General features: G+C 70.7%; 12 protein-coding genes and 1 pseudogene. 3 read left to right on the plus strand and 10 right to left on the minus strand.

What is annotated here, in order from left to right:
- Position 1 precedes the first annotated feature (1 nt).
- From ACZ69M_RS11935 to eccD, 8 genes are all read right to left on the minus strand, one after another.
- The gene (locus ACZ69M_RS11935; RefSeq protein ID WP_470048996.1) at positions 2–352 is read right to left on the minus strand and encodes a hypothetical protein; all 351 of its coding nucleotides are present in this window, start codon (positions 350–352) and stop codon (positions 2–4) included.
- Positions 345–851 (minus strand): YbaB/EbfC family nucleoid-associated protein, encoded by a 507-nt coding sequence (locus ACZ69M_RS11940; protein WP_470048998.1) that lies wholly within the window; start codon positions 849–851, stop codon positions 345–347. The genes ACZ69M_RS11935 and ACZ69M_RS11940 overlap by 8 nt, the downstream gene beginning before the upstream one ends.
- Positions 848–3,544 (minus strand): AAWKG family protein, encoded by a 2,697-nt coding sequence (locus ACZ69M_RS11945; protein ID WP_470049000.1) that lies wholly within the window; start codon positions 3,542–3,544, stop codon positions 848–850. Before ACZ69M_RS11945 ends, ACZ69M_RS11940 begins: the two co-directional genes overlap by 4 nt.
- A gap of 98 nt (positions 3,545–3,642) precedes the next feature.
- Positions 3,643–4,095: a type VII secretion system-associated protein gene (locus ACZ69M_RS11950; protein ID WP_470049002.1), complete on the minus strand. Its 453-nt coding sequence runs from the start codon at positions 4,093–4,095 to the stop codon at positions 3,643–3,645.
- Positions 4,096–4,192: 97 nt separating this feature from the next.
- Entirely contained in the window at positions 4,193–4,516 is a 324-nt protein-coding gene (locus ACZ69M_RS11955) for a WXG100 family type VII secretion target (protein ID WP_351296532.1), read from the minus strand.
- Between the two features lie 49 nt (positions 4,517–4,565).
- A complete protein-coding gene (locus ACZ69M_RS11960) occupies positions 4,566–4,907 on the minus strand; it encodes a WXG100 family type VII secretion target (protein ID WP_351296535.1) in 342 nt (113 codons plus the stop codon).
- Positions 4,908–5,013: 106 nt separating this feature from the next.
- Entirely contained in the window at positions 5,014–6,564 is a 1,551-nt protein-coding gene (eccB, locus tag ACZ69M_RS11965; RefSeq protein WP_470049005.1) for a type VII secretion protein EccB, read from the minus strand.
- A gap of 35 nt (positions 6,565–6,599) precedes the next feature.
- The gene (gene eccD / locus ACZ69M_RS11970) at positions 6,600–8,000 is read right to left on the minus strand and encodes a type VII secretion integral membrane protein EccD (RefSeq protein WP_470049007.1); all 1,401 of its coding nucleotides are present in this window, start codon (positions 7,998–8,000) and stop codon (positions 6,600–6,602) included.
- A 224-nt stretch (positions 8,001–8,224) separates the two neighbouring features.
- Here eccD and eccCa point away from each other — a divergent pair, with 224 nt between their 5' ends.
- A complete protein-coding gene (gene eccCa / locus ACZ69M_RS11975) occupies positions 8,225–12,145 on the plus strand; it encodes a type VII secretion protein EccCa (protein WP_470049351.1) in 3,921 nt (1,306 codons plus the stop codon).
- 34 nt (positions 12,146–12,179) lie between these two features.
- On the opposite strand, the gene ACZ69M_RS11980 is transcribed toward eccCa, so the two are convergent.
- The gene (locus tag ACZ69M_RS11980) at positions 12,180–13,370 is read right to left on the minus strand and encodes a S8 family serine peptidase (protein WP_470049009.1); all 1,191 of its coding nucleotides are present in this window, start codon (positions 13,368–13,370) and stop codon (positions 12,180–12,182) included.
- A 67-nt stretch (positions 13,371–13,437) separates the two neighbouring features.
- Entirely contained in the window at positions 13,438–16,755 is a 3,318-nt protein-coding gene (locus ACZ69M_RS11985; RefSeq protein WP_470049011.1) for a right-handed parallel beta-helix repeat-containing protein, read from the minus strand.
- A 502-nt stretch (positions 16,756–17,257) separates the two neighbouring features.
- On the opposite strand from ACZ69M_RS11985, the gene ACZ69M_RS11990 reads away from it, so the two are divergent.
- On the plus strand, positions 17,258–18,109 hold the full coding sequence (locus tag ACZ69M_RS11990) for an MIP/aquaporin family protein (RefSeq protein ID WP_470049013.1): 852 nt from the start codon (positions 17,258–17,260) through the stop codon (positions 18,107–18,109).
- Positions 18,110–18,120: 11 nt separating this feature from the next.
- Positions 18,121–18,328 (plus strand): annotated as a pseudogene (locus ACZ69M_RS11995) (FGGY family carbohydrate kinase); the annotation flags it as partial.
- Positions 18,329–18,448 lie beyond the last annotated feature (120 nt).

The raw sequence follows: 18,448 nt of genomic DNA on the forward strand, positions 1-18,448 counted from the left end.
CTCAGTGCCTTCCGCCGGTGTGCCCGCCGCCGGACGACTCATGGATGGCGTCCAGGTTTCCGCCCTGAGTGGTCAGGATGTTCTTCAGGTTGGCGGTCGTGCCGTCGGCGACGGAGACGATGGCATCGCGCAGGGCCTGCCCGGTCTCTGCCGAGCTGTCGCGCTCCTTCTTCTCCTGCGGGGCGACTTCCCTGGCGAAACTGTCGCTGGTGCCCGGCCAGTCCCGGGTGAGGTTCACCTCGTTCACGAAGTCCCGGATCATCTCCTGCGCGATGGTGCTGATCTGGTCGATCTGCCGGACTCCACCCTGGATCCGGGCGGGGTCGGCGAAGTAGGAGTTGCCGTCAGCCATGGTGGTTCGCGTCCTCCGCGTCCTCGTCGATCTCGTCCCGCAACCGGTGGTCGTTCGTCCGCCCGGTACTGCCTCGTGGGTCCTCCAGCACGCCGGGTCCGAAGATCTTCGCCCAGTCGACGTCGACTCCGGTCAGTTCCGGCACGGTGGCGCTGGGCCGGGTGAAGGGTTCGAATGTCTCCCTCACCCGGCGGGACATCTGAGTGCGGGCCTGCTCCGCCGACTCCAGCACGCTGGCGGCGAGTTCGGCCGCCGCCATGGTGCGGTACTTGCCGTCCAGGAACTTCAGCCCGGTCAGCTCGCCCTGCGGGCCCACGGTCACCTCCACCGCCCGGTCCCTGGACCGAACGGTGACGGCAGCCTGCCGCAGCTCCTCCTCCGCCTTGGCCACGCCCGCCTGTACGTTCTCCAGCTCGGTCATCGCCTCGGCCAGGCGCTGCTGTATCGACAGGGCCCGCACCGGCTCCTGGCGGCCCGAGCCCGCCGCGTCCCGGGTCATCGGCCGATCACCGCCGGCGCGCCACCCTCGTCGGTGCCCCAGACGTCCTCGTCCTCGGGCACCCAGCTGGACCGCTCCCGGTCGCCGCTCTCCGTGGACTGGTTCCCCTGGCCGGCCGCGGGCGAGCTGCCGCCCGGCGGGTAGAAGGGCGAACCGGAGCTGCTGGTGGGGGTGGAGCCGCGAGTGAGGATCATCTCCCTTTCCTCCTCGTCCCCGCCCGCCCGCGAACGGGAGACGGTCGGGCGGCGCAGGGCCGCGCCGCCGGTCTCGTCCAGCACCTTGCGGACCCGTTCGCTGCTCGAGGAGTTACCGGCGCCGCCCATCCCGCCGAGGCCGCCCGGATTCAGCGGGGTGCCGCCGGTGGGCTGGGCGGCGGCGCTGCCGGCCGTCAGGGCGGAGCCGGCGGGTGCGCCGAGAGCGCCTCCGGTGAACGGGGTGCTGTCGTAGTCGTCGTAGGCGAGGTCGTCACCGCTGAGACCGTCGGAGCCGGAGTGGAGAGCGCCGGAGTTCAGCGCACCCGAGTGCGGGGAGCCCGGGTTCAGCGCGTCCGAGTTCAGGCCGCCGGAATGCAGGGAGGTGGAACCGCCCAGTCCCTTGAGGCCGTTGAGGCTGTTCAGATCGGTGGAGGACCCGCTGTTCGTATGGTGGGTGAGGCTGTCGGTGCCCGAGCCGAGGCCCGTGTTGAGGTGGGCCGTGGTCACCGAGCCGTCGGGGTGGGTGGTGGTCGCGGCCCCGGTGGCGGGGTTCAGCGTGGTGCTCGTGCCGTCCGGGAACTTCGTGGTCAGGGTGCCGTCGGCGTTCAGCGTCGTCGTGGAGCCGTCGGGGTTGGTGAAGCTGTCGCCCGTGTTGAGCCGGGTGGTGGTGACCTGGCCGCTCGGGGAGGTCGTCGTCATCGTGCCGGTGGCCGGGTTGAACGTGGTCCGGCTGCCGTCGGGGAAGTCGGTGGTGAGGGTGCCGTCGGCGTTCAGCCGTGTCGTGCCGCCGCCCGGATTGGTGAGGGTGCTCGAACCGCCGTTGTCGAGGGCGGAATTGAGGCCCAGGCCGTTGAGACTCGAGGAGAGCGCCGGACCCGGCCCGGTGTTGAGACCGGACGGGCCGTTGTTCAGCCCGGTGTTGCCGTCGAGGCCGCCACTGAGACCGCCGTTGAGGTTCGTGCTCAGGTTGTTCAGGCCGCTCAGCCCGTTGTTGAGACCGTCGCCGATATTGCCCAGGCTGTTGTTGAGGCCGGTGGTCACGTTTCCCAGGCTGTTGTTGAGACCGTTGCCGATGTTCCCCAGCCCGTTGTTCAGCCCGTCGCCGATGTTTCCGAGGCCGTCGTTGAGGTTGTTCCCGAGGTTGTTGAGATTGTTGCCGAGGTTGTTCAGACCGTCGTTGAGGTTCTGCTGGTTGTTGTTCAGGGCGTTGTTGAGATCCTGCTGATTCTTGTTGAGCTGATCCTGGTTGAGCTGGTTCTGTTCCTGCTGGTAGAACTCCGTCAGCGACGAGGTGTCCTTGGTCTTCAGCGGCTCCTCGAATTCCGAGCCCGCGTCGATCCAGTCGCCGTTGAGTGTGGACAGCGATTGTGTGGCGACCGGCACCAGTGTCTGGTTCACATAGTTGTTCCAGCGCTCGACCGCGGCTTCACCGAGCTTTTTCCAGGACTGGATGTCGTCGAGGTTGCCGTAGACCGGGTGGTTCTCCTTGAATTCCGCACGCGTCGAATAGCTGGTGCTGCTGCCCGCCTCGCCGCCGTACGTGGTGGTCTCCTCGATGTACGGCACGTTGTTGGCCAGCACCCAGGCGGACAGGTCGTCCAGCATCTCCAGTACCGAACGGTGCGGATCGTGCTCCGCGGAGTTGGCCCACGTCGTCCACGCGTTCTGGAGGTTCGTGAGCTCCGTGACCAGTTGCTGCTGGGCCATCGCCAGCGTGTCCCCGAACTTCGACTTGGGGGAGATGCCGTTCAGCGTGGTGTGGGCGGCGTGGTAGTCGACCCCGCCGAGCTGTTCCACGTAGCTGTCGTAGTTCTTGTGCAACTGGTGGACCAGATGCCAGAAGACGCCCGCCGCCTGGCCCTTCCACGACGACTGCTCGCTGCCCAGCGACGTCTCCCACTGCTCCAGGTGGGCGGCCTGGTCGATGAAGAACTTGGTCGCCCGGTCGAAGGCCTGGGCCGTCCGCTCGAACGAGTTCAGGTCGACGGCCTCCGCGTCGAGCACGGTGGCCCCGGCGTACGAGAAGCCCCGAGTGGTGTGGTCCGTGAGCAGTTTGTCGAGCGCGGCCTTCGCCCCGCTGATGTACTGCGACATGGGGCCGGCGTCCCACTGGTCGCCGTAGCGGCCGGTGAACGCGCCGCCGGAGGTCATCTCACCGGGGTCGAGCAGCCGCGCCCTGCCGTTGGCGTCGTCGGGCACCCCGATCAGGACGATCCGCGCCCGATGCATCTGTGCCCCGCTGTGCGCCCCGTCCCCGCCGGCCGTATAGAAGACGAGGTCGTAGTCCTCGCCGTCGTGCTTCATCCAACCGCTGATGGCGGAGTAGTCCTCGGCCGTGACCGCCCGGACGTCCATGGACTGGATGTCCATGCGGAAGAGCGGAATGCCTTCCTTGCTCTTGAGCTTGTCGAAGGCCGTCTTGCGACTGGGCACGGGATAGCCGGTGTAGAGCGTGACGGCCTTGCCCCAGTAGTCGTCGGCGTCGTTGGTGGCTGGCATGGCACGTGGCTCCGCGGAGGTGGGGGAACGGATGGGCGGCGCTGTCCGGCGGGAGCGCGGAACTCATGGGAGGTGACGCAGTCCGGCGGGACCAGGGGCTAGGAGGTGGTCGTGTGCGATCCGCCCGTGTCGCCGAGGTCGCTGTCGACGTCGGAGAAGATGTCGAGCAGTTTCTCGCCGTCGATCGACGTCAGACTGGTGCCCTGGGTCTTGAGCAGCGTCCTGATGGTCTCCCGCAGGTCCGAGTCGACGTCCTTGAACAGGGTCTTCTGCGCCCCGAAGATGTCGTCGACCGACTGGGCCATGTCCTTGATCTTCGAGATCAGGCTCGCGCCGTGCACGTCGTCGCCCCCGGCCATCAGACCGATCGCCAGGAACGGGTTCTCCTGAAGAGTGCTCGGTGTGTTGCGGCCGTCCAGAAGGCTCTTGAGTGCCTGCGTGCCCGCCGGGTCGTCCTTGCGGATCTTGTCCAGCGCGCTGATGAAATCGGCCAGGTCCCCGTCGACGAACGCCTGGAGCCCGGGTGAGTCGAGGTGTGTCAGGTCCGCCATGGCGTCCTCCTGCTCTGCGTCCTGCTGCTGTGCCGGGCCCGCCGTCGCGGCGCGGCGGCCGGACGGCGAACGGCGGGGTGTGGGAACGGACGGCGGCTCAGCGGCCGATGGTGACCTCGGACCACATCTGCGCCAGGGAGTTCTCGCTGTACTTGTAGTTGCCGGAGATGTCCGTCAGCAGGCCGGCGTGCGAGGTGAGCAGCTGCTCCATGTTGCGGACCGCCTCGTCCCAGGCGGCCTGCTTCTGCGTGTAGGTCTCGGCGTCGGAGCCGTACCAGGTCTTCTTCAGCTCGCTCAGCTCGGCTTCGAGCGATGACAGGGTGTTCGCGATCGCCCTGGTCTGCTGGACCATGTCGTCGGCCGCGTTCTCCATGTGCTGGTAGTCGACGTAGATGAAGCCGTCGGACAGGTTGTCGGGCATCGGTGCTCTCGTCTCGGTCGTCGGTGCGGGGACGTGATGTGCGGCCGGGTCAGGAGCCGGTCAGCTGGTGGAAGGCCGAGTCGGACGCGTTGTACGCCTGGTTGATCGCGTCGTTCGAGGAGCCCTGGGCCTTGCCGTGCTCGACGAGGCTCGTGTTGAGCTTGTCGACCATGTCTTCCAGGTTCCGCAGGATGACGTTGACCTGGTCGTCCCACTGCTGCAGGAGCTGCCCGTACTGACTGCCGTCGCTGCCCTGGTAGCCGCTGGACAGGGTCGCCCGGGTACCGTCCACGTCCTGGCGCGCCTTCATGATCCCGGAGAAGGCGGACTCCAGGGCCTGGATGCCGTTGCGTGTCGACTGTTCGCTTGACTGCTGGCCATCGCCTGCCATGGTCTGCCTCTCGATCGATCCGATGATCCGGTTCTTGTGAGACTAGAGTTGCCGCAGAGGAAGCAGCAACGAGCTGGGGAAATGTGTTCCTTCAGTGTGACGAAGTTCAACTTCCGTAACCTGTAGGCAACTTGCCGCCCAGTGAGCCGACGCTCGGTCCGCCGGACGAAGCGCTGCCCGGAGCGCAGCCCGGTGGTGTCGTCACCGCTCCCGCGCCGCCGCCGGCGGCCGTCTCCGGGCTCAGGTCAGGCCCCGAGGGCAGCATGGACAGCAGCGGTGAGGGCAGCGCCTCGACGTCGCTCTCGGCGTAGCCGAGGGACTGAAGCGCCGCCGCCGACGGCACACGGTATTTGACACCGTTGTCCGCGACCAGGTACGTCGTGTCGCCCACAGCCGTACCGTCCGCACCGAGCGCCCGTACGAGCGCGCCGTGACCCGGCCTTACGACGGTGGCGTCCACCCGCAGACAGGCCGCCGTCACACTCGTGGAGTCCGGCTGTGCGACCGGGGCGAGGGAGGCGACGGGCACCAGCACCGTGGTGACCTTGGTGCCCGCGTCACCGGGCTCCACCCGGGCGCAGGCCGAGGAACCTTCCGCCACGTCGACCGCGCGCGGCGGGGAGTCGGGCAGCCCGGCGGAGGTGGGGGAGCGGCCCTCGGTGCCGGGGGCGGCGTGTTCCTTCAGCGCGGCGGCACCGATCACCGCGGCGGCGGGCGCCGCTCCGCCGTACGCCTTCTTGCGGGTGTCCGGGTCGCCGAGCACGAGGGCGGCGCCGGTGTCGGTGAGCGGCACCAGTCCCTCGCGCCGCAGCAGGTAGTACTGCGCGTTCGAGCCGGGCACCCGCACCTGGAACACCTGGCCCACCGTGCTGCTCCGCCCGCCCAGCGAGGGCCCCTTGTCGCCGAGGCCGGGAACGGAGGGCGCCGCCAGGGCGGGGCCGGAGACCAGGGCGTCGAGGAAGGCAGCGGACACCGGGCGCGGGGTGACCGAGCCGTAGCCGAGGGAGACGGCGGCCCCGGAGGCCTTGTCCAGCCGCAGCCGGCTGCCCTGCCACACCAGGTACGTCGCATTGTCCGGGCCGCTCACCACGATGCCCTGGTCGCTGCCCACGCCGGAGGCCTCCGTGGGGGCGCCCGCGACCACGGTGGTGACCGCGGTCGGCACACCGCTGCCCGCCGCGTCCGGGACGGTGCCGACTACGGAGCAGACCTGCCACGCTCCGCCGTCCAGGTCACCGGCGTCCGGCACGGAGTCCGGGGCGCCGGGGATGCCCACCGGGGTGCCCACGGGCGTGTCGCGCAGCGAGGCGGTCCGCACGTCGGTGGTCTTGAGGTCGGCGCCGCCGATCAGCAGGGCCGAGGCGTAGTTGCGCACGGGCCTGAGGCGGCCGTCGACGTACAGATAGCGGGCGCCGGTGTCCTTGTTGACTATCAGGCCGTTCGCCGTGCGCCAGGAGTCGTTGCCCCCGGGGTTGATCAGCCCGTACACCACGGCGCCCGCCGAGATCACCACGGCGATGACGGTGCCGATGACGACGCCGCGCGTGGTGCGCCCGAGCGGGCTCTCCGGGGCGTCCGGGTCGGCCAGCAGCATGCCGGAGGTCAGCCGGCTCATGACGAAGGCGTGGGCCTGGACCTGGTCGCGCTTGGACTGCATGATTGTTCGTCCACCGATTCCCTGTGGTCCGCCGGTCAGCCGTTGATCGCCCGCAGGGCACCGAAGACGCCGAGCACCCACAGCGTCAGCGGCAGCAGGGCGATCGCCAGCAGGGAGTGGAGCAGCTCGCCGGCCCGGCCCCAGTACGGCGCCATACGCCGGCCCGGAACGGTCCAGGAGACGATCGCCAGTACGGCGGCCAGCGCGAGGAGCCCCCCGACCAGCGTCGGCCGCTGGGCCGTGTCCAGCGTCGCGGCGGCCTGAACGGCCAGCAGGAACACGCCCCAGGTGCCGGACACGACCAGGGTGAGCCGCTGCCCGACGTTGACCATGCCCCGCCCGTGCAGCAGCAGGAGCAGGGACAGCGCCACGGCGGTCAGCGCCTCGGCGAGGCTGGGCCGCCGCGCCAGTGCGACCAGACAACCGGCGCAGACGACTCCGGTCGCGCCGTACAGCGCGGTCATCCAGCCGCTCGCAAGTTCGGTGCGCGTGGCCACATCCCGGCCGTGGTAGGGCTCGATTCCCTCCTGCAACTGCTGCGGGCTGGTCGGCAGCGCGGGCATCCGCATGCCGGCCAGCCGGAAGGACAGGGCCGGTACGAAGCCGCCGAAGAGGACGACGAGCGCGGCGACTGCGGCCGCGGCGGCGTCGACGGACACGTCCAGCACGCTCATCAACGCCCCCGCGACCGCGGCGGTGATCGCCACGACGGCAGTGGCCAGGAAGAACGGGGTGTACACGGCCACCGCCGCCAGAGCCAGCACCGCGCCCCCGGCCCCGGCGGCGCCCGCGGCCAACAGCCGGGCGCCGAGCACATGGTGGGCATGGGCACCGGACATCTCGCCGCCCGGCAGCAGCCAGCCGGCCAGCGCCAGGCTGGGCGCGGCGAGGAAACCCAGGGTCGCGCCGGCCGCCGCGTCCCCGACCGCACGGCCGGCGGAGGCGGCGCCCGCGAGCAGCAACAGCCCGGCGACGCCCGCGGTGGCGGCGCGGGCGGTGACGGGGCCGCCCGGCCAGGCAAGAACACCCAGACCCGTCAGAACGGCGAGGACGACCAGGGCGCGCAGCAGGCGCCGGCTCGCCTCCGGGCTCCAGCCGTGCAGGCGGTCCCGGGTGACGCCCGCGATGCCGTCGACGAGGTCGTCCAGGCGCACCTCGGGCAACGCCTCGGTGTGCGGACGCAGGTAGAGGACCTCGCCGTCCTTCAGATCGAGGGTCTCCAGCGTGCCTTCCTCGTCCAGCGGACGGTCACCGGGGCGTTGCAGAACCCAGCCGCCGTGCTCCAGGCCGCTCTCCTCCAGTTCCTCACCCGCGTAACGCAGCAGGATCGGAAGGAGGTCGGCGACCGGTACGTCCGCGGGCACTGCGAGGTCGAGCATGTTGGCGGGGGCACGGACGGTGAGGCGGCACAGGCCCGCCACCGAGCTGTCAGTCATGGAATGGGTCAGGCCTCCGGGGAGCGTCTCCGACGAGACTTGGACCTAGGTGTGATGCACATGCAGACTACTGATAACACTGAGGCCGGTGCGAACGGCCCCGGGGCTTCCCCAGCTTGACCTCCTGTCAAAGCATCCCGTCCGTCTACGGCGCCGCCGTAAAAGGAGCCGGTTCGTTGAGCGTTGTCCTGTTCCGCCGCCCCGCCCGCCGACGCGGCCCGGACATGCCCGAGGGAGAGCTGAACCTCCAGGAGCCGCCGACGCTGCCGGAGACCGTGCCGGACAACTCGGCCGTGTGGACGTATCTGCCCATGGCGATGATGTCCATCTCCATGATGCTGATCTTCGTCCGGCCCGGCGCCTCGGCCAGTGTCTTCACGTACATCGCACTGGGCATGATGGTGCTGGCCGCGGCCGCCATGATGGTCGGTCAGGTGATGCGCAAGGGCAGCGACCGCAAGCAGCGGCTGCGCGGCGAGCGGCGCGACTATCTGCGTTACTTGTCCCAGACCCGGCGCAAAGTTCACCGGGCCGTGATCGAACAGCAACGCGCGCTGGCCTGGCGGCATCCGGCGCCGGAGACCCTCCGCTCGATGGCGCGCACCACCAGACTGTGGGAGCGCCGGCCCAAGGACGACGACTTCGCCGAGGTCCGCATCGCCGTCGGCGACCAGCAACTGGGCATGCGGCTGACGCCCCTGTCGACCAAACCGGTGGAGGACCTCGACCCGCTGTCGGCACACGCGCTGCGCCGGTTCGTACGCGCCTACAGCACCGTGCCCGACCAGCCGATCGCGCTGTATCTGCGGTCCTGGTCACGCGTGTTGCTGCGCGGCGACGAACAGGCGGTACGGTCCGCGGTGCGGGCCGCCCTGTGTCAGCTGGCGCTCTTCCACCCGCCGGAGGAGCTGTGGATCGCGCTGTGTGTCTCGGACGAACGGCGCGCCGAGTGGGAGTGGGTCAAGTGGCTGCCGCACAGCCTGCATCCGCAGGAGCAGGACGGCGCCGGACCGGCCCGGATGGTGGCGTCGGCCTTCAACGACCTGGAGGACCTGCTGGGTGCGGAGTTCGCCGAGCGCCCCGCCTTCGACCCGGACGCGCTGCCCGGCCGGGACGAGCCCTTCACCGTGATCGTGGTGGACGGGGTCACCGTGCCCGCCGGGCACCGGCTGGACGGGCCCGGATTCCGCAACACGGTCGTCTGCGACCTGTCCGGTGCCCTGCGCTGGCGACCGGGGCGCACCACGCTCCGGCTGGACGTGCGCGGCGACTCCCTGCGGCTGGTGCGCACCGACAGCAGCCGCAAGGAACAGACGACCCCGCTCGGCCGCCCCGACGCGATCGGTCCGAAGGGGGCCGAGGCGCTGGCCCGGATGCTGGCGCCGTACCGGATGAGCCTGACCGCCGACGCCGCGGAGCCACTGTCCAAGGACGTGGAACTGACCGCTCTGCTGGGCATCCCCGACCTGCACCGCCATGAACCGGCCACGCTGTGGCGGCGCAACACGGGCGCCGCCCGGCTGCGGGTCCCCGTCGCGGTCGGCGCCGACGGCTCCCCGGTCGAACTGGACATCAAGGAGTCCGCGCAGGGCGGTATGGGCCCGCACGGCATGCTGATCGGGGCGACCGGCTCCGGCAAGAGCGAACTGCTCCGCACCCTCGTCCTCGGCCTCGCCCTCACGAACTCCTCGGAAACACTCAACTTCGTCCTGGTGGACTTCAAGGGTGGCGCGACCTTCCTCGGCCTGGACGAACTGCCCCACACCTCCGCGGTGATCACCAACCTGGCGGACGAGGTCGCGCTCGTCGAGCGCATGCAGGACGCGCTCCACGGCGAGTTGATACGCCGTCAGGAACTGCTGAGGGCGGCCGGCAACTACACCTCGGCGCTGGAATACGAGAAGGCACGGGCGGGCGGCGCGGCACTGGATCCGCTGCCGAGCCTCTTCGTGGTGGTCGACGAGTTCAGCGAACTGCTGGCCACGCACCGCGAGTTCATGGACCTGTTCGTGATGATCGGCCGCCTCGGCCGCTCCCTCGGGGTGCATCTGCTGCTGGCCTCGCAGCGCCTCGACGAGGGGCGCATGCACCAGTTGGAGAGCCATCTCTCGTACCGCATCGGCCTGCGTACCTTCTCGGCCATGGAGAGCCGGGGCGTGCTGGGTGTTCCGGACGCGTACCAGCTGCCGTCACAGCCGGGTGCCGGATTCCTCAAGAGCGGTGTGGAGGCGCTGACCCGGTTCCGGGCGGCCTATGTCTCCGGGGGATACCGCCGGCGTCGGGGCGCGGCGGCGCAGGCGCGGGTGGCCAGCCAGGTGGTGCCGTGGACGGCCGGCTGGGTGGTGCCGCGCGCCCCGGCCCAGCTGCCCGACCCGGAGCCGGCGACTGCCGGGGAGGAGGAGACCGGTCCCTCACTGCTGTCGGTGGCCCTGGACCGGCTGCGCGACTCCGGGCCGCCCGCCCACGAGGTGTGGCTGCCGCCGTTGGGTCTGCCGCCCACCCTGGACGCGCTGTTGCCCGGGCTCGTCCCGGACGCCGAACGCGGTCTCACCTCGGCAGGATGGCCGGGAACCGGACAGCTGCGCGTGCCGGTCGGCCTGGTGGACAAGCCGTTCGAGCAGCGACGCGACCCGCTCGTGGTGGACCTCGCAGGCAGCGGCGGGCACCTCGGCGTCGCGGGTGGTTCGCAGAGCGGCAAGTCGACCGTGCTGCGTACGCTGATCGCCGCGCTCGCCCTCACCCACACCCCGCGCGAAGTGCAGTTCTACTGCCTCGACTTCGGCGGCGGCACACTCAGCGCCCTCGCCGGACTGCCGCACGTCGGCGGGGTCGCGGCCCGGCTGGACGGCGAACGGATCACTCGTACGGTGGCCGAGGTCACCGCGGTGCTCAACCACCGCGAGCAGTTCTTCCTCGACCATGGCATCGACTCGATGGCGACCTACCGCAGGCGCCGTGCGGCAGGCGAGTTCGCCGACGAACCGCACGGCGATGTCTTTCTCGTGGTGGACGGCTGGTCGACCGTCCGCCAGGACTTCGACACCCTCGTCCCGACGTTCAACCAGATCGCCGCTCGCGGCCTGAACTACGGCATCCACCTGGTCGTCGCCGCCGCCCGCTGGATGGAGTTGTCCGCCCAGGTCCGCGATCAGATCGCCACCCGGCTGGAACTGCGGCTCGGCGACACCATGGACTCGGTGGTCGACGTCCGCAAGGCGGCCACCGTGCCACGCTCGCCCGGCCGCGGCCTGACGACCGACGGAAAGCTGCACTTCCTCGCGGCACTCCCGCGCATCGACGGCAACGAGAGCGCCGAGGACCTCACCGAGGGGGTGGCCGAACTGGTGGAGCGCATCACGGCGCACCGAACGGGACCCGCCGCCCCGCCCGTACGGATGCTGCCGCACCGCCTGCCCGTCGCCGAACTGCCGACGCCGGAACTGGCGGACGGCCTGCGGATCCCGCTCGGCCTCGACGAGGAGACACTGTCCCCGGTCTGGCACGACTTCAGCCGCACCCCGCACCTCGTCGGTGTCGGCGACACCGAGAGCGGCAAGACCAACCTGCTGCGGCTGGTCGCCTCAGCCATCACCACCCGCTACACCCCGGCCGAGGCCCGCATCCTGGTCGTGGACTACCGGCGCGAGCTGGTCGAGGCGGTGCCGCAGGAGTACCGCCTCGGGCACGCCGTCTCGGTCGACGGCCTCCGGGAACTGGTGGGCGGCTCGGCGCGGGCCATCAAGACCCGGCTGCCCGGCCCTGACATCACCCCGGCCCGTATGCGCCAGGCCGACTGGTGGACGGGCCCGCGACTGTTCATCCTGGTCGACGACTACGACATGGTCGGCGGCAGCAACGCCTTCGACCACCCATTCGCCCCGCTCTTCGACCATCTCGCCCTGGGCCACGAGGTGGGCCTGCACATGGTCGTCGTCCGCTCGGCCACGGGTGCGGGACGAGGACTGAACGACCAGTTGCTGCGTCGGCTCGACGAGGTCAACACGCCGGGACTGCTGATGTCCTGCCCGCCGTCCGAGGGCTATGTCTTCGGCAACACCAAGCCGCGCAACCTGCCGCCGGGGCGGGCGCAGCGCATCGTCCGGCGCAAGGCGACGCTGATCCAGACGGCGCTCGTGGGGGAGTGACCCGGCCCGGGCCGGCCTTGCCCGGCCGGGACGGTCAGCGTCGGGTCGGTCGCCAGCCGCGCGCCCGGCCGCGGGGGACGACCACCGCGGCCCAGGCGACCAGCAGGACGACGCCGCCGCCTCCCGCGGCCAGCAGGACGGCGCGGCGCGTCGCGCGGGCATCGGCCTCGTCGGACGGGAGACTCACCGGCTCGGCGGCCGAGGCGCGGGCGGCACCGGTGGACACGTCCCGTACGGAGGTGAGGGCCGCGTACGGATCCAGCCGCGGGACGTCGGCCGGATAGGCGGTCGCCGTCAGTCGCCCGGCGACCTCCGAGGCCGTCAGATCGGGATGCGTGGCGCGCAGGAGGGCCGCCGTACCGGCGACGTAGCCCGCGGCGAGGGACGCCCCGGAGCCGATGAAGTGGCCCGTGCCCTTGGGCCCGGTGCCGACGACCCCGTCGCCCGGCGCCGCAAGACGAGCGCCGCGGGGTCTGTACGCGCCGTCCGGGCGTGCGCCCTTGACGTCGACGTCGAGGACCGACAGGACACCCGGCTCGGCGGCGGGCCAGTAGTCCTGAGGCGGCGGTGCGGAGGACGATGTGACCTTCGCGGGGGCGTCGGGGACCGCGGCGGCCACGAGCAGGGCGTCGTGATCGGTGGCATGGCGCACCGCGGACGTCAGCGCCTCGGAACTCTGCGCGAGGGCCGGCGACACCTCGATGACCTTCACCCCGGCGTCCACCGCGGCCCGGATGCCCGCCGCGACCGTCGCCGCGGTCGCCTTCCCGCGGTCGTCCGTACCCCTGACGCCCAGAATGCGCGCCCCCTGGGCGACCCCGGCGAAGCGGACGCCCTTCACCGGGGCGGCGGCGATGAGACCGGCGACGAAACTGCCGTGGCCCACACAGTCCGTGCCCGCCCCGCCGACCGCCGTGATGCGTCCCTTCAGGACGGATGCCTGCTGCGACACCCCCGTGTCGACGACCGCCACGGTCACTCCGGCGCCGTTGCCCAGCTGCCAGGTCCGCGCGAGGTCCAGACTCTGCTGTTCCCACGGCACCGCCGAGGCCACGTTGCCCGACGCACCGGTGCAGCCGGCCCCGTCGGCAAGCTGTGACTTCAGCACGGGCAGCCGTACGGTCGTGCCCACTGCGGTGGCCGCGGGAGCGCTCACCCCCAGCGCCGTCACCGTCGTCAGGAGCAGCGGCATCATGGGCCGGAGGGAAGGGGGGAGGCGACGCATGACACGCATTTTAGAGCGTGTCATGAACGCCTCCGGCCTCTCCCGCATCCGTACCCTCGCGGGCTCGTCATTCGGCAGGCTCCTGCCACGGCACGTCCTGCGCCAGCAGCAGTCGCAGGTCGTCGATGCCCGGAGCGGCCAGCGTGCTCAGCCGGCCGGCCTGACGGGTCATCATGCCCTCCAGTACCTGCCGGGCGAGCCGCGCGTTGCCGAACGAGCGGTCGCGCGGCAGCGATTCGAAGTACTTCCGCAGCACCTGTCCCGTACCGGGCCCGCATTCGTACCCCGCCGCCGTGGCGTGCTGGCGCACGATGGTGACCAACTCGTCGGAGGAGTAGTCCGGGAACTCCACCCGCCGGGAGAAGCGGGACGACAGACCGGGGTTGGAGGACAGAAAGTGCTCCATCTCCTGGGTGTAACCGGCGACGATGACCACGACCTCGTCCCGGTGGTCCTCCATGAGCTTGAGCAGGGTGTCCACGGCCTCCCGCCCGAAGTCGGAGCCGGCGGACGGCCCGTTGGGGGTCAGGGTGTACGCCTCGTCGATGAACAGAACCCCGCCCAGGGCACGTTCGAAGACCTCCCGGGTGAGCTGCGCGGTGTGGCCCACATACCGGCCCACCAGGTCCGCGCGGGCGACCTCGACGAGCTGGCCGCGTGGCAACACGCCCAGCGAGACGAGCAGCCTGCCGTAGAGCCGGGCGACGGTGGTCTTGCCCGTGCCGGGCGGGCCGGTGAAGACGAGGTGGTGGCTGATGCGCGGCACGGGCAGTCCGGCGGCCGCCCGCTGCCGTGCGGTGGACAGCAGGTTGACCAGGTCGGTGACGTCCCGCTTGACGGCGGCCAGGCCGACCAGGTCGCCGAGCCGGGCCAGCGGATCGCTCTCCCCGCCCGCCCCGGCCTCGTCCGGCAGCGCGGCCTCCTCGCCGAGGTCCTCCGGCAGCAGCAGGGTCAGGTCCCGCTCGGTGACGTCGGGCTGCGTGGCCAGGCGGAATGCCTGACGGTCCACCATCTCCTCGAACACCCGCCGCGCCGCACGCCCGTTGCCGAAGGTGGCGTCCTTCGGCATCCGTTCGAAGTGCACGGCGAGTGCCTTGCGGGTGGTGTCGTCCAGCTCGTACTGGTGCTGGACACACATGCTCTCCATGATCGCCACCAGTTCGGGCACCGAGTAGTTCTCGAACTCGACGGTGCGGGAGAAGCGGGACGCCAGACCGGGGTTGGAGGAGAGGAAGGCCTCCATCTCGGCGGAGTACCCGGCGGCGACCACCACGATGTCGTCGCGGTGGTCCTCCATGAGCTTCAGCAGGGTGTCCACGGCCTCCCGTCCGAAGTCCGCGCCGGAGCCACGGCCGTCGGACAGCAGGGTGTACGCCTCGTCCACGAACAGCACCCCGCCGAGCGCCCTGGTGAACGTCTCGGTGGTCTTGATGGCCGTGCCGCCGACGATCTGTGCGACCAGGTCGGCCCGGGAGACCTCGACCAGATGCCCGGAGCGCAGCGCGCCCAACTCCGCGAGGATGGTGCCGTACAAGCGGGCCACCGTGGTCTTGCCGGTGCCGGGCGGCCCGGCGAAGACGAGGTGGCGGCTCATCGGCGGTGCGGACATGCCGAGTTGGGCGCGCCGCTGTGCGAGCTGGGTGAGGTTGACGAGCGTACGGACCTGGTGCTTGACGTTGTCCAGGCCGATGAGTCCGTCGAGCGCGGCCAGCGGTCCGTCCTCGCGGGTCAGCCCCCCGCCGTCGTGCTCGCCGCCGGCCGCCGGGTCGGTGCCCTCGACGTCGCCGATGCCCCACGCGTCCCGCTTTCCGTTCCCGGTGCTGGTCAGCCCCTCGACGGCGAGCCGGTCGCCGGGCCTGGCCTGGACGAGGCCACCGCCCGTGTTGTCGCGGGCGGTGCAGTTGACCACGGAGACCGGGGCGGTGCTCTCGATCTGGAAGCCGTTCTTGGCGCTCCCGGCGACCTCGCACGCGTTGAAGGACCCCCGGCCGCCGTCGGAGACCAGCACGCCATGGCCGGCGCTGCCGTTCACCCGCACGCGGGTGGCGGTGAGTTCACCGTCTCCGTCCACGGTGATCCCGCCCTCGGCCGGGGCCTCGACCTTGCAGTCCCGTACGGTCATGATGCCGCCGGGGCCGACCGACAGGCCGCTCGCGGACGACGAGACGACGCTGCCGCCGCCGACGTAGACATTGCCGTCGTCCTCGACCCGGATGCCGGCGCCGCCCGACCGGTCGATCTCGCAGTCCTCCAGCCGGCCCCGGCCGTCCTTGACGATCTCCACGCCATGGCTGCCCGGCGCGCTGATGCGGGCGCGGCGCACCAGCGGGTTGGCGCCGGAGCGTATGGAAATGCCCGCACCGGCCGCGTCGATGATCTCCAGCCGGTCCAGTTCGGCCGCCGAGTCCTCCTCAAGGAGCACGGCGGTCCCGGCGCAGTCACGGACCGTCAGGCCGACCAGGACGGGTGAGGCGGACCCCGTCACCCGCAGTGCGGGCGCCTGTGCCGCGTCCAGCCAGCAGTCTTCGAAGGTGCCGCGGGAGCGCTCGGTGACCAGCACCGCGTGGCTCTTGGTACGGGCGGTACGGCACCGGCGCAGCAGCGGGTCGGTACCGCCGCCCAGGACGATGCCGGGGCCGGCGGTGCCCATGACCCGTACGTCCTCCAGCACAGTACGGGCCTGGCTGGTCAGGTGGATGCCTGTGCCGGTGTCGTGCACGACCGTGCGCAGCACCTGGGTGGTGCAGTGGTCCTCCAGGGCGATGGCCGGGCTGTCGGTGGACGAGATGTCGCACTCCTCGACGGAACCCTGCGCCTCCCCGTTGGCGAGTACGCCGTTGCCGCGTGCGTCGCGGATGGTGCAGCCGCGTACCGTGACCCGGCCGCCCTCGCCGATCACCACCCCGGAGGTACCGAGATGTTCGAGGGTGCAGGACTCGATGGAGCTGTCCACCGCGGAGGTGACGACGACCCCGGCGCCGCCCGGGTTGCTGATCCGGCAGTCCCGCATGGCCAGCGAGCCGCTGCCGCGGGCGAGCAGCGCGGCCCAGGCCGCGCCCGTGACCTCGCAGCCGTCCATGGCGACCTGCCCGCGAGGGGCGTCGACGACCGGCAACTCCTCGTCCCGGCCGCGCAGCACGAGGTCGTTGAGCATCACGGCGTCCGCCTTGAGGACGACCGCGCTGCCCCGGCGGGGGGCTATCTCGACGGTGCCGCGGGCCTGTTGCGCCACAATGGTGACCGGGATGGTGATGGTCAGGTTCTCCGCGTACGTCCCGGGAAGCACGCTGATGACGGCGCCGCTGCGAGCCCTCGCCAGGGCTTCACCGATCGTCCGATAGCCGTCCGGCCGCTCCTGGCCGACCGTCAACAACTGGCGTGACAAGCGTGAAACCTCCTATGGACGACACCGAGACGCCACCGGACCGGGGTGTCTGACGGTGCCTGGCACGGGCAGCACAATCATGCAGGGCGAGGGCAGGACCGGGCCAGGGAAGGCCAGTTGTGCCACTGTTTCACAGGAGATCGCACGGGGGCGCACCGGACCGGCGAAGCGGGCGCGGTGCCCTGCTCCGCCACCTGCGACGCCTCTGGCACCACCCGCTCCCGCACCCCCGACGGCAGGACTCGGCACCGGCGCCGCCGGTGGACCATCCGGAGCGGTCACGGAGTGTCGCAGTCTCCGGAAAGCGTTCCACTGGCGGTATCGATTTGTCCTGTTATCATCGCTACGTAGAGTGATGACTCATTGCGTGGCTGTGAGCGTTTCAGGTCTGAGTGCATGACATTTCACTGTTTGTGCGGTTATTCCTTGATCGCTCTATGCTGATGCCCTGCGGACCCGGGCAGTCGACGGCCGGTCCTGAGCCGGCGGGAAGCGGGCTTCCATGAGTGAGCGGTTGAGCAGGTCCGGGTTGGTGGGCGAGATGTCGGCCGAATTCGCGGGCACCATGATTCTCATCCTCTTCGGTTGCGGCGTGGTGGCCCAGGTGGTCGCCGGCGGAGCGCTCACCACTCCACCGGGTGGCCTCGGAAACCACGACAGCATCTCCTGGGCATGGGGCCTCGGCGTCACCCTGGGCGTCTACGTCGCGGCACGGCTGAGCGGTGCGCATCTCAACCCCGCGGTGACCCTCGCCCTGGCCGCGTTCAAGGGTTTCCCGTGGAGCAAGGTGGTGCCCTACGCGCTGGCGCAGACGGCGGGCGCCTTCGTGGCGGCCCTCCTCGTGCGGTGGAACTACACCGAGGCACTGGCGAAGGCCGACCCCGGACACACCCTCAAGACGCAGTTCGTGTTCTCCACGCTCCCCGCCAACGGCAACACGAACCTGCCGGTCTACGAGTGGGGCGCGTTTCGCGACCAGGTCATGGGCACCGCCATCCTGCTGCTGTTGATCCTGGCCATCACGGACCTGCTCAACACACCCCCCGGTGCCAACATGGGCCCGTTCATCATCGGCCTGGTCGTCGTGGCCATCGGCATGGCCTGGGGCACCAACGCGGGCTACGCGATCAATCCGGCACGTGACTTCGGTCCCCGTCTGGCCAGTTTCCTCACGGGGTACGGCGGAGCATGGCGAGATCAGTACGGGAACTTCTACTTCTGGGTGCCGATCCTCGGTCCCCTGGTCGGTGGTCTGGTCGGCGCTGCCCTGTACAAGTTCTTCGTAGGCCAGTTCCTGCCGACGGCGGAGCCGGAGCCCCCGGGCCGCATCCCCGCTCCCACCCCCAAGGAGTGACACCTACGAAAGGGAACCTGTCCCCGACAGACCTGGCCGCGATCGGCATCACCAACCAGCGGGGGACCACAGTCGTCTGGGACCCGCGCAACGGCCGCCCCTACTACAACGCCATCGTCTGGATCCAGTGGATCCTCGAGAACGTCGACGGCGTCCGCGAGGCCGGCCGAGCGGGGACACGCGCTGTTCCGCAACACGGACTGGGAGCAACAGGGTGGCCGTCGGCGAGCCCAACGCCCAAGCGGTAGGCGGAACTCCGCCTACCGCTTGTCCTGTGTCTCTTCCATCCTGACCGCAGCACACCGGGCCCGGACCGTTCGCCGTACGTACAGGATCTGC

Source organism: Streptomyces sp. NPDC107454, from assembly GCF_055582885.1.